Raw genomic sequence first — 12534 nt, 5'->3', positions numbered from 1 at the left:
GTATACTTTTTTTTATGAGTTGATACTACCGTCCATCTTCTCTTCTTTAAGTAAACGATACATTTCTTTCGCATCTTCTTTACGTGCATGTTCTGCGATTGAATCGATGACGACCGTGACGAGTTTATTTCCGAAGCGAATTTGTAACTCATCTCCGACTTTGACTTCTGTGCTCGCCTTCGCGACTTGCCCATTCAGTTGGATTCGTCCTTGGTCCGCCACTTCTTTTGCCAACGTGCGACGCTTGATTAGACGTGACACTTTTAAAAACTTATCTAGTCTCATAAACCTTTCTCCTTTGCCTCGTTCCAAAGCGCATCCATCTGTTCGAGTGTCATCTGGTGAAGGTCACCGTTCGCTTCCACATACTCGAATCGACGTTTGAACTTTCGGTTCGTCTGTTCTAATGCTTGCTCGGCATTCAGCCCAACGTATCGCGCGATGTTCACGATGGAGAACAATACGTCCCCAAGTTCCGATTCATCACTTAGGTCTTCATGCCATTCTTTTAACTCTTCTTCCAGTTTTTCGAAGGCACCGGATACGTCATCCCACTCAAATCCGACGTGAGCCGCTTTCTTTTGAAGTTGCTCCGCTCGCATCAATGAAGGTTGGTCGACGAGAACACCATCGAGTTGCGATTGTTTCTTTTCCCCTTTTTCCGTCTGTTTAATCGCATTCCAGTTTTTCACCACGTCAGAGGCATCTTCGACGGTGACATCGCCAAAGACGTGTGGATGGCGGCGCACCATCTTCTCACTGATGGAACCGATTACGTCACGAATATCGAAATAGCCCTCATCTTCTCCGATTTGAGCATGCAACATCACTTGGAGCAAGACGTCACCGAGTTCTTCGATGATGGCATCATCGTCTTCTGCATTGATTGCTTCAATCAACTCATACGCCTCTTCTAATAGGTACTTGCGAAGTGACGCATGCGTCTGTTTACGATCCCACGGGCACCCGTCTGGTCCTCGAAGCGTTGCGATGATTTGTTTGAGTGTCGCAAAATCCTTCGCCAAATACGATTCATCCACGAGCGGTGGAACGTAGAGGGTCGTCAAGTTATTCACTTCCGCCATCCGGTCCATTTCGAATAACGGAATGTGCTCAATCCGTTCTTGCGTCGTACCGGCAGCCGTCACAAGGGTGACGGGATGGTCGTCCGGATACCGTTCCATCAATTGCACTTTGACGTCACCCGCCACGAATCCATCGTACACTTGCCCGATAAGCACATGTTGGGTCACCTGTAAACGTTCAAGGTCGAGTGCGGTCGCATCGAGCAGTTGAAATCCATTGATTGGGTCGATCCGGAGCGCCTGGAACATGGCATCGAGGAAACTTTGACCACCGAGTACATGAAGGTCGGCACCGCGTTCCACCAATAGTTCGACGGTCCGTTCCGCTACGAACGGGTGGCCCGGTACGGCGTATGTGATCGCCATTTCTTCACTTTTACTCAACAACGTCTCGACAATTTGGTCATAAACTTCTTCAAACGTATCACTCGATTCATAGACCGAATCAAATGATTCGAACACGAGTCCTTCCGCTTCTAACTCTTGAACGACAGGATGTTCTTTTGTGCGCAACCAGACGAGCGGTTGTTGTTTTAAATGGCGGTACACACCGAGCGGCAATTGATTCAACTCACCAGACCCGAGTCCGACCACCGTGATTGTATAACCCATATTAGTTCTCCTTTTTCTCGAGCACATCGAGCAGTCGACTTCCGAACGGGATCAGTTCCCATTCCGCAAGTGACAGCATTCGCGTACTCCATAATCTCCATATATAAAGGACGGCACCGCTACACACCATTCCGATTAACCAACCGAACGCAGTGATTCGCGAATCGACCCACATCTGACCTAGCCAGTTTAACACGCCAATGAGGAACAACATCGGTACGAGGGCTTTCCATAGCGATTTATAATGTTTCGATCGAAATGATCCGAGCGGAATCGAACGGTCAAGCGCCCGAAAATTATAGAATGCCATCGCTAAAAATCCAATCGACGTCCCGATTGCCGCGCCTTCGATTCCGTAACTCGGGACAAGCCATGCGTTTACCATACTTTTCACTAAAATTGCGACGACCATACTTCGTGCCGCGACCCACTCTCGGTCAATCGCCTGCAAACAAGTCATACTCGCAATCGCCAAGGAGGCAGCAAACGTACTCGTCGCTAAGAAGACAAGGGCTCGCGTCCCGGACTCGTCTTCAAACAAGGCCACGTTCAAGAAAAACATGACTCCCATCAACCCGATGGTCGCTGCACCAGCAATCGCCGTCGTCACACGAATCATCGAACGGAGTCCCTGTGTCGTCTTTTGGAGATGCCCTGCCCGATAGTGACGGACGAGCGTCGGCACGTTGGCCATCCCGATGGTCGTGGTGAACAAAATGGCGAATTGCACGAGCGGATATCCTCGATCGAACACTCCTTTGCTCACCTTCGCCTCATATGTGCCACCCATCAAATTGACGATGGTGAAGGAGTCGACCAGTTGCATCCATAAAATCCCGAGTGATGCGAATCCGACCGCGAAACCCGTCGTCAACAAGAGTTTCATTCCTCTCCGAAACGTGACGCGGCGCACCCTCACAATCCGCACTCCTCGTGCGCGATAAACTAAAAAGGCAATCGCCACAAGCCCACCGATGAGCGTCGCACCATACGCATATTGACTGAGCGTATATGCATCTTTTCCGAGACGGACCCCAATCCATAATAGGGACAGCATGACCGTCACGCGGACAAAGTTCTCGAGCACTTGCGACCATGCGCTCGGTCGTAAGTCATCTCTCGATTGAAAAGCCCCGCGCAACACGGCTGACGCCGGCATGAGTAAATAACTCAAACTGATCACGCGAAGTGCAGGAGCTAGCTGCTCATCTCCAAGCCATTTCGCTAGGGTCGGGGCAAACAGCCATACCGTGACGACAAGCATGGACGAGAGTAGAAGTAAGGCGTAAAAGCTTCCCCATAAGACTTCTAACTTACGATTCGTCCCTTTCGCACCGACGCCGATTTTCGCAATGACGACCGGCATCGCATAAATGCCGAGTGACGCCACGATGGCCGCGAACGGATAGACGGTTTGATAGGCATAAAGTCCGAAGTCCCCCGCCAAGTTTTGATAGGGGACACGATAGGCGAAGCTGATCAGTTTCGATACGTAGCCGGCAAGGGCGAACAGAACGACGCCTTGCGCAAACTTACTTGGCGACCGCATCGCCCACCAACCGCTTCATCAGTTCTTCTAATACAGTATCGGCATCATTCAAGAGCTCTGTTAGCGGCATCCGACCGCTGAGTGACAGTTTCAAGGCGCCGTCTTCTTGCCCTACGCCAAGCTTACGACCAAGAGGCATCGACCACTCCATGAAGGACGGGACATCCAGAGCCGTCGTCGATTCTTTCGATAAGACAATTTCGATACGTCCTGGCGTCTGCTTGATTCGACTCACTTTTGCCAGTTCTCCATAAATACGCAGACGTGTCAATTGAATGAGCAACGCGACCGGTTCCGGGAATTCGCCAAATCGTTCAATCAGTTCATCTTGAAGGGCGAACAACGCGTTCGGCGTATCTACATATTTGAAGCGTTTGTACATCTCAATCTTCAATTCGCTATCTGACAAGTAGTCATCAGGGATATACGCATCGGCCTGGAAAGTGATCTCCGGTTTGAAGACGACTTGTTTCGCTTGTCCACGCATGCGGTCTTTCCGTTCCTCAATGGCTTCAGAGAGCATTTGTGAGTACAGATCGAAACCGACCGAATCGATGAATCCAGACTGTTGTGCACCGAGTAAGTTCCCGGCCCCACGAATCGACAAGTCGCGCATCGCAATCTTAAAACCACTGCCGAGCTCTGTGAACTCTTTGATGGCCTGAAGACGACTTTCTGCCACTTCCGTCAAGCGCTTGTCTTTCCGATACGTAAAGTACGCATAGGCGATGCGATTCGAACGTCCGACACGACCTCGGAGTTGGTAGAGCTGGGACAGTCCCATTTTGTCGGCATCGTGGACGATGAGGGTGTTGACGTTTGGAATGTCGATTCCCGTCTCGATGATTGTCGTTGAGACTAAAATATCCGCCTCGCCCTCTAGGAAGCTGATTAACTGGCTCTCGAGCTCACTTTCAGTCATACGTCCATGGGCCGTAGCAATTCGTGCATCCGGCAATAAGGCCCGGATCTCTTCCGCTTTCCGTTCGATCCCTTCGACACGGTTATAGAGGAAGAACGCCTGTCCTCCGCGAGCGAGTTCACGTTCGAGCGCTTCACGCAAGACGATGCCGTCGTATTCCATGACGTATGTTTGGACAGGATAACGATTCTCTGGCGGTGTCTCCAATACGGACAAGTCACGGATTCCGATCATCGACATATGCAATGTCCGTGGAATCGGTGTCGCCGTCAACGTGAGGACGTCGATGTTCGTCTTCAACTGTTTCAGACGCTCTTTATGTTTGACGCCGAACCGTTGTTCTTCATCGATGATGACGAGACCGAGGTTGGCGAACGTCACGTCTTTGGACAACACGCGGTGTGTCCCGACGACGATGTCAATGGTACCTTCTTTCAAACCTTTCTTCGTCGCCGTCATTTCACTCTTCGAACGGAAACGACTCATGACCGATACGTTGATCGGGAATTCGCTGAACCGCTCGAGCATCGTTTCATAATGCTGTTGGGCGAGGACGGTCGTCGGGACAAGAAAGGCCACTTGTTTACCGGCGAGTACGGCTTTGAACGCCGCCCGAATTGCCACTTCCGTTTTCCCGTATCCGACATCTCCACACAAAAGGCGATCCATCGGACGGGAGCGTTCCATATCCGCCTTGATTTCTGCAATCGAACGGACCTGGTCTTCTGTCTCGGCGTACGGGAAAGAGGATTCGAACTGACCCATTTCTTCATCGTCCGGAGGGAACGCGAAACCGACCGAGGCCTCTCGTGCCGCGTACAATTTAATGAGCTCATCAGCAATGTCTTCAACCGATTTGGCAACTTTCGATTTTACTTTCTTCCACTCGGTGCCGCCGAGTTTATAAATCTTTGGCTCTTTTCCTTCGGCACCGACATATTTTTGGACGAGATCGATTTGGTCGACCGGCACGTAGAGGGCGTCGTCCCCTGCATAGACGAGGTGCAGGTAATCCTGATGGATTCCACCGACCTCGATTGTTTTAATGCCAAGGTACTTCCCGATTCCGTGGTGCACGTGGACGACATAATCGTTCGGTTTCAGCTCTTGGTAACTCTTGATTCGTTCGGCGTTCGTCAAATTCTTCGTCTGACGTTTTCGTTTCGTCACACGCTTGAACAACTCTTCTTCCGATATGACAACGAGACGGCTCGTCGACAGTTCGAATCCCCCTTCGATTTGACCGATGATGACCGAGACACGTCTCGGTTCTAACTCTCCATCGACATTGGTGAAGGTCGAGGCGATTCCATAGTCGGAAAGAAGCGCTTCAATCTTATCTGCACGCGACTTATCCCCCGCAAGTACGACGATTCGTTGATCACCTTGCTGCCATCGTTCGACTTCCTGCTTCAATAGATGCATCTGACCGTGGAACGCCGGTAGCGGACGACAGCTCAAATGGACCGTACCGCTCTCCGGAATGCCCGAACGACGAGACGGAAGCAAGGAGAACGCGACTTGCTTCAAGTCGCGGAAGACTTTATGCATCGGGACGGCGAGCGTGTAATTGCTGACAGCCTCCCCTTTTTCGATAAGTGAGGAGAACCATTCCGCCTCTTCACGATCCTGTACGTCCGCAGCGTCCTCGATTCGTGCCACCTCATCTAAAATGAGGACGGCGTCTTTCCCAACGTAGTCAAGGAGTGTGGACGTATAGAGCAATGGCGAATACTTCCCAACTTTCTCCGGAAGGTCTCCACGCTCAAGCCGCTCGATGTCTGTCATGACTCCTTCTTCAAGGGCTTGACGGATCACTTCATTCCCAATCAACTCGACGGTTCGGTCGTACTGCTTCCGAAGCGTACCGCCCGCCTGCTTCAGCTGATTCTCCGTTGCGATGAACTCGGTCGCAGGCGTAATGCACACTTCCCCCACTACACCAAGCGAGCGTTGCGTTTCCGCGTCAAACGTGAAAATTGAGTCAATCTCGGTGTCGAACAGGTCGATTCGATATGGGCGCGCTTCTGTAAGCGGATAAACATCTAGAATACTCCCTCGTACGGAAAATTCACCAGGTGTCGTCACCGTTGCCGTTCGTTCATAGCCCATGCCCGTCAATTGTTTCGAAAAATCCGCTAAATCGAGGTCACTTCCTGGCTTCAACATGATGCGACTGTCTTGCCACGCTTCCGGACTTGGTACATAGCGTCGTAATCCACCAAGCGGCACGACAACAACGCCTCCTGTTTGGTCGAGGAGACGAGTACGGGCATCAATTCGGGCGGCTAACAGTTCCGGACTAGACGTCAGTGACAGTTCACCTGCTAGCGTCTCATCGATCGGATACAACAACGTTTTGTCCGGACCGATGAGTGATTCAAGTTGATCGAACATCTTTTGGGCTTGATACATGTTATGCGTCACGACAATAAGACGTCTCGAGGACGATTTCACGAGTCCAGCCAAGACGAGCGCTTTTGCGCTTGTCGTCAAACCCGTCACCAATTGACGGTCTACTTTTTGGAGTCGCTCTCGAATCACATTCGTTTCAGGGAGCGCCACCATAAATCTCTCTAAAGCATTCATTTGTTTTCCTCCAACTCATACGACAAAAAAGGGTACAATGACCCTTTAGTTGTATCGATTCATCAGCGCCAGCCAATCTATATCCACAAAATCAGTGGCTGCGGTTACGGCGTTGTCGAGTGTTTCATTTAATTCTGGTAACTCGTCTTTACGATAGTTCATCAACACCCAGTCGACGACTTTAATCGGGTGTGGGGGACGACCGATTCCGAGCTTCAATCGTTTAAATTCAGCCGTTCCCAAGTGTTGAATGAGAGATTTAATCCCATTATGACCACCTGCGCTCCCTTTCGGACGGAAACGAAGTTTGCCAGGCACCATATCCAAATCGTCATAAATGACTAATAAATCATCAATTTCAATTTTATAATAATCTAAAATGGGACGGACGGCTTCACCCGACAAGTTCATATACGTGAGTGGTTTGACAAGTACAACGCGTTCACCATTGATTCTTCCCGTTCCCATAAGGGCATTAAACTTCGCTTCATTCAGCGAGATGCCATGCTTTTCGGCAAGACGGTCAATTGCTAAAAAACCGACATTGTGCCGCGTCATCTCAAACTTTTTCCCGGGATTCCCAAGACCGACGATGCATTTCATATCATTTCCTCCTGAACAAAAAAGCCCAAAGGCGAATGCCTCCGGGCCTCGTTTTTTAATCGAATAGGGTACTGACCGATTTATGCTCGTGTACGCGCATAATCGCTTCCCCAAGCAAATGGGCGACCGACATTTGCTTGATCTTGCTCGAGCAAGGACGACCCGTCAAATCGATGGTATTTAAGACGACCAACTCTTTGATTGATGAATTGTCGATACGTTCCATCGCTGGACCAGAAAGGACTGGGTGTGTACAAGACGCATACACTTCTTTCGCACCCGCTTCGACGATAGCATCTGCCGCAAGTGTGATCGTTCCAGCTGTATCGATGATGTCGTCGATCAAAATCGCCGTTTTCCCTTCGACACTGCCGACGATATTCATGACTTCAGCGACGTTCGCTTTCGGACGACGCTTGTCAATGATAGCAATCGGCGCTTTCAAACGTTCTGCCAATTTACGTGCACGTGTCACGCCACCGTGGTCTGGAGAAACGACCACGATATCTTTCGCTTGAAACTCTTCTGTTTCAAAGTAAGTCGAGATGAGCGGTACACCAAGTAATTGGTCAACCGGAATATTGAAGAATCCTTGAATTTGCGCTGCATGCAAATCCATCGTGATGACGCGTGTCGCACCCGCTACTGTAAGAAGGTCAGCGACAAGTTTCGCCGTGATCGGTTCACGCGAGCGTGCTTTACGGTCTTGACGTGCGTACCCATAATACGGCATCACGATGTTGATCGTACGGACAGAAGCACGTTTGAGTGCATCGATCATGACGAGCAATTCCATGAGCGTTTCGTTTACAGGCGAGCTTGTTGATTGGATGACATACACATCATCTCCACGAACACTTTCCTCGATGTTGATATAGAGTTCACCGTCGCTGAAACGTTTGACTTGGCAATCGCTGAGCGGGACACCAATTTCTTTCGCGATTTCTTCAGCAAGCGGGCGGTTCGAGTTTAAGCTAAATAGACGAATTTCTCGTTCGTATACAGTAGACATGTTTAGGATTCTCCTCCGTTGTTTTCCATAATGATTGGCAGCAAGTTATCGTTTTGTGTAGCCTTCTTTATTCGTTTGGCGTTCGCGTGCAATCGCTAGCGCCTCTTCTGGTACATCACTCGTAATCGTCGATCCAGCAGCGACAATCGCGCCTTTCCCGACTTTTACAGGGGCAATCAAGTTGACGTTACAGCCAACGAATGCATCGTCTTCCACGACTGTCTCGAACTTGTTCTTGCCGTCATAGTTTACTGTGATTGATCCACAGCCTAAGTTGACGCGCTCACCGATTGACGCATCCCCGATATAGCTCAAGTGTGACGCTTTCGCACCGTCACCGAACGTCGATTTTTTAATCTCTACAAAGTTGCCGACGCGCGTGTTCGCACCGAGGACAGCTTGTTGACGTAAGTGAGCGAACGGTCCGACTTGAGCCGCCTCACCGATTCGGCTATCAGTCACGACAGACTGGCGTACAACGGCATGGTCTTCAATCACACTGTTGCGGATGTCCGAGTTTGGTCCGATGACACATTCTGAGCCAATCGTCGTCTTGCCAAGAATGACCGTTCCCGGATAAATGACCGTATCCGATCCGATGACCACGTCTGGTGAAATGTACGTCGATGCCGGGTCCATGAAGGTAACCCCTTCACGCATGAGACGCTCATTTGTCCGCTTGCGCATGATGGCTTCTGCTTGCGACAAGGCGACGCGGTCATTGACCCCAATCGTCTCATCAAACGTCGGTGCTGTATGCGCCGCAACCACTTCGCCCGCTTCTTTTGCGATTGAAATGACGTCAGGTAAGTAATATTCGCCCTGTGCATTGTTGTTACCGACTTGTTTGAGCGCATCGAACAACAATTCGTTATCGAATACGTACGTCCCTGTGTTGATTTCATTGATGGCAAGTTCTGCTTCTGAAGCATCTTTATGTTCCACGACTTTCGTCACATTCCCATCTTCACCACGAACGACTCGACCATATCCGGTCGCATCGTCAGCAATCGCAGTCAACACCGTGACTTTTGCTTGTTGCGCTTCGTGATGCGCGAGAAGGGCTTCTAACGTTTCTGCCGTGAGTAACGGTGTATCTCCACAGACGACAAGCGTCGCCCCTGATTTACCCGCAAGTTCTGCTTCAGCCATCTGAACAGCATGTCCTGTTCCAAGCTGCTCTTCCTGGACCGCATACTCTACCCGTGTGCCGAGCGTGTCTTGTACCGCTTCCGCCCCATGGCCAACGATTACGATTTGACGACTGACACCGATTTGGTCTAACTGATCGACAACATGTTCGACCATTGGTTTCCCTAGAACCGGATGAAGTACTTTATATAACTTCGACTTCATTCGCGTCCCTTTTCCTGCTGCCAAAATGACTGCAAAACGCTCCATGCTTGATTCGCTCCTATCTCACAACAGCTGTGATTGGTCTGTATAGTTCGGCTTTTCTGCAACTAAATCCTATTTACACCGTTTCTACTATATCGAAACCATGCCTTCGTTTCAATAGTTGTACCGTTCCTTAACCATTGAAACGCAAAAAAACAGCGGTAGGCAACCTAACCGCTGTTTTCTGTCATTCATGTGTACCGTATGACACATGTTGTGGGTCAAGGATTTCCACATCCATATTGGAATAGGTTTCCAATACAGCCGCTTCGACCTTTTGTCGCATCTCCCCGTTAATCGGATGCGCAATGTCCCGAAAAATCCCTTCTGGTGTCCGTTTGCTCGGCATGGCGACAAATAGACCGCTACTTCCTTCGATGATTCGAAGATCGTGTACAACGAATTCATGGTCAAGTGTGATTGAGGCCAACGCTTTCATTCTGCCTTCTGTCGCGACTTTGCGAATTTTTACGTCTGTGATCTGCATGTTTCGCATCCCCTTTTTCATCGTTGTCTACGCCATGGTGTGGTCTTCTGTAAGGTTCAGTTGGTTTCAAACGAACGTCATGACTCCATATTGATAACTCTATACCCTCTAATCATAAAACGAAATCAAAATTTTGCCAATCACTTTAAGAATTGTTCCACATTCCCCCGCGAAATGGTGACAAGCCCTTCATCAGGATCGACATTCGTCAATTTCATCAAGCTGACGTATTCACTCACCATCTTTTTCTCGGCCCCTTCGGCCTCCATCAAGACACCGACACCCGCAAGATTGGCTTCAAATTCATTCAAGAGGCTCATCATCCCACGAATCGTCCCGCCGGCCTTCATGAAATCATCAATCAAAAGCACATTCGCACCACGTGGCAGACTGCGACGTGCAAGCGCCATCGTACGAATCGCTTTCGATGAACCTGATACATAGTTGATGCTGACCGTCGAACCTTCTGTGACACGGCTATCTGAACGCACAATCACAAACGGAACGCCCAACTGTTCAGCGACCGCATAGGCAAGGGGAATCCCTTTCGTCGCAATCGTCATGACGACATCGACTTTCCGGTCAGCGAAGACGGACGCAAAAACCTGCCCCATCGGTTTCACTTGGCTTGGATTACCTAGTACATCTGTGAGGTAGAGATAGCCTCCTGGTAAGAGACGCTCCGGTTTTGATAGTTGCTCACAGAGCGTATCAATCATCTCCAGCGATTTTTCTTTACTCCATCCTGGGATAAACATGACACCACCGGCTGCACCAGGGACAGTGACCAGTTTTCCGATCCCATCATGGGACAACATTTCACTGACAATGACAAGGTCTTCGCTAATCGACGACTTTGCAGCTTTATAGCGACTTGAAAACATCGACAACGAGACAAGCTGATGCGGATGATCAAGTAAATAACGGGTCATATCGACGAGACGACCACTTCTACGAATTTTCATACGGATTCTCCTTCACATCTTCAATAATAAACGAATGTTCTATTGAAAATATATCACTTTCATTCGTTTTTGTTCAATGTCTTTTGCCGAGAATCCGAACGACGAACACTTCTGGGCAAAATCCTTTCAATCCATTATAGATTCGATGCGCTTTTTGCTCATGTTCGATCAGCGCAAACACGGTCGGTCCGCTTCCACTCATGAGAACACCTTCCGCTCCGCAATGACGCATCGTTTCTTTGATTTGTTTCACTTCCGGGTGAAGCTTAAGTGTCACACTCTCAAGTGAGTTACCAAGGTGTTCACAGATTCCATGGAAATCTTTTTGACGAATCGCCTCCACCATGGCCTCGGTATCAGGGTGATGCACCTCTTCCATACGCACTGCCCGATACACATCTGCCGTCGATACCCCGATTTTCGGTTTACCGAGAACGACATAGCACGGTGGCGGGGCCGGAATCATTTCTAACTGTTCACCACGACCACGGGCGATAGCTGTTCCGCCGATGACACAAAATGAGACGTCCGATCCAATCTCGGCACCGAGCTCTGCTAGCTCCTCTAACGACAAGTTCAATGAAAACAGTTCGTTCATCCCACGGAGCGTTGCCGCCGCATCACTCGAGCCACCTGCAAGGCCAGCTGCCACGGGAATCTGTTTATCGAGCACAATCTCGACCCCTTGCTGAATGTTAAAACGCTCGCGCAACAATTCTGCTGCTCGATACGCCAAATTCCGATGATCATTCGGCACATAGGCGTGTTCTGATTGAATCCGAATCTCATCCGACTCTAAAACTGTCAACTCCAAGCGATCTGCTAAGTCGACTGTCGTCATTACCATTTCTACTTCATGATAGCCGTCCGGACGCTTTCCAAGGACATCAAGTGTCAAATTAATTTTTGCCGGCGCTTTCACACTGATCGTGCGCATCACGTTCACCCTTCCCATTTGTCTCCTGTTCGCCATTGTACCGTAAACGGGCGCACAAAAAAAGAAGCAGCTGCCAATGCATCCGCCCCTCATTTATAAATCAATTACCGAATTCAATTTTAACTGTATCCGTTAGGACATCAGCGTAGCTATACGAGACACGTTCCACATTATGCAGGTCTTCATCCAATTTCACAACGAACACCGCAGGATATGTCTCAACGAGCGTTCCAAACCGAGTAACAACTTTCTTACGACCGCCGTTTGCTTTCAACGTCAATCGTTCACCAACATGCGATTCGAGTTTTTGTCTGATTTCTTGTAACGTCTTTGGCATACGCTTCACCTCACTGTTACAAGTATAGCATAATTGAA

Annotated in this window: 11 protein-coding genes; all 11 read right to left on the bottom strand. The window is 49.5% G+C overall.

Going from position 1 to position 12534, the window contains the following annotated elements; genetic code table 11:
* Positions 1-12: 12 nt before the first annotated feature.
* Entirely contained in the window at positions 13-285 is a 273-nt protein-coding gene (locus tag KNO79_RS15110; protein WP_012727726.1) for an RNA-binding S4 domain-containing protein, read from the bottom strand.
* The gene (gene yabN / locus KNO79_RS15105) at positions 282-1697 is read right to left on the bottom strand and encodes a bifunctional methyltransferase/pyrophosphohydrolase YabN (RefSeq protein WP_214691686.1); all 1416 of its coding nucleotides are present in this window, start codon (positions 1695-1697) and stop codon (positions 282-284) included. The genes KNO79_RS15110 and yabN overlap by 4 nt, the downstream gene beginning before the upstream one ends.
* A 1-nt stretch (position 1698) precedes the next feature.
* Positions 1699-3246, bottom strand: a complete 1548-nt coding sequence (locus KNO79_RS15100) for a polysaccharide biosynthesis protein (RefSeq protein WP_159563170.1) — start codon at positions 3244-3246, stop codon at positions 1699-1701.
* Positions 3230-6757 carry a transcription-repair coupling factor gene (mfd, locus tag KNO79_RS15095; protein WP_214691685.1) on the bottom strand — a complete coding sequence of 1176 codons (3528 nt, stop codon included), beginning with the start codon at positions 6755-6757 and terminating at the stop codon, positions 3230-3232. The genes KNO79_RS15100 and mfd overlap by 17 nt, the downstream gene beginning before the upstream one ends.
* Positions 6758-6802: 45 nt before the next feature.
* Positions 6803-7360 carry an aminoacyl-tRNA hydrolase gene (gene pth, locus KNO79_RS15090; RefSeq protein ID WP_214691684.1) on the bottom strand — a complete coding sequence of 186 codons (558 nt, stop codon included), beginning with the start codon at positions 7358-7360 and terminating at the stop codon, positions 6803-6805.
* A 55-nt stretch (positions 7361-7415) separates the two neighbouring features.
* Complete coding sequence (locus KNO79_RS15085; protein ID WP_012727731.1) at positions 7416-8372, bottom strand: ribose-phosphate diphosphokinase; 957 nt, start codon at positions 8370-8372, stop codon at positions 7416-7418.
* 45 nt (positions 8373-8417) lie between these two features.
* The gene (glmU, locus tag KNO79_RS15080; protein WP_012727732.1) at positions 8418-9773 is read right to left on the bottom strand and encodes a bifunctional UDP-N-acetylglucosamine diphosphorylase/glucosamine-1-phosphate N-acetyltransferase GlmU; all 1356 of its coding nucleotides are present in this window, start codon (positions 9771-9773) and stop codon (positions 8418-8420) included.
* Between the two features lie 184 nt (positions 9774-9957).
* Positions 9958-10257, bottom strand: a complete 300-nt coding sequence (spoVG, locus tag KNO79_RS15075; protein ID WP_012727733.1) for a septation regulator SpoVG — start codon at positions 10255-10257, stop codon at positions 9958-9960.
* A 140-nt stretch (positions 10258-10397) separates the two neighbouring features.
* Positions 10398-11222 (bottom strand): pur operon repressor, encoded by an 825-nt coding sequence (gene purR / locus KNO79_RS15070; protein WP_012727734.1) that lies wholly within the window; start codon positions 11220-11222, stop codon positions 10398-10400.
* Between the two features lie 73 nt (positions 11223-11295).
* A complete protein-coding gene (ispE, locus tag KNO79_RS15065; RefSeq protein WP_196430277.1) occupies positions 11296-12159 on the bottom strand; it encodes a 4-(cytidine 5'-diphospho)-2-C-methyl-D-erythritol kinase in 864 nt (287 codons plus the stop codon).
* A 100-nt stretch (positions 12160-12259) separates the two neighbouring features.
* The gene (locus tag KNO79_RS15060; RefSeq protein ID WP_012727736.1) at positions 12260-12496 is read right to left on the bottom strand and encodes a Veg family protein; all 237 of its coding nucleotides are present in this window, start codon (positions 12494-12496) and stop codon (positions 12260-12262) included.
* Between the last annotated feature and the right edge of the window lie 38 nt (positions 12497-12534).

The organism is Exiguobacterium sp. s43 (assembly GCF_018617255.1).
GTDB lineage: Bacteria > Bacillota > Bacilli > Exiguobacteriales > Exiguobacteriaceae > Exiguobacterium > Exiguobacterium profundum.
Note: the sequence above shows the minus strand (reverse complement) of the source record. Positions and strands in the feature narration are given on the sequence as shown.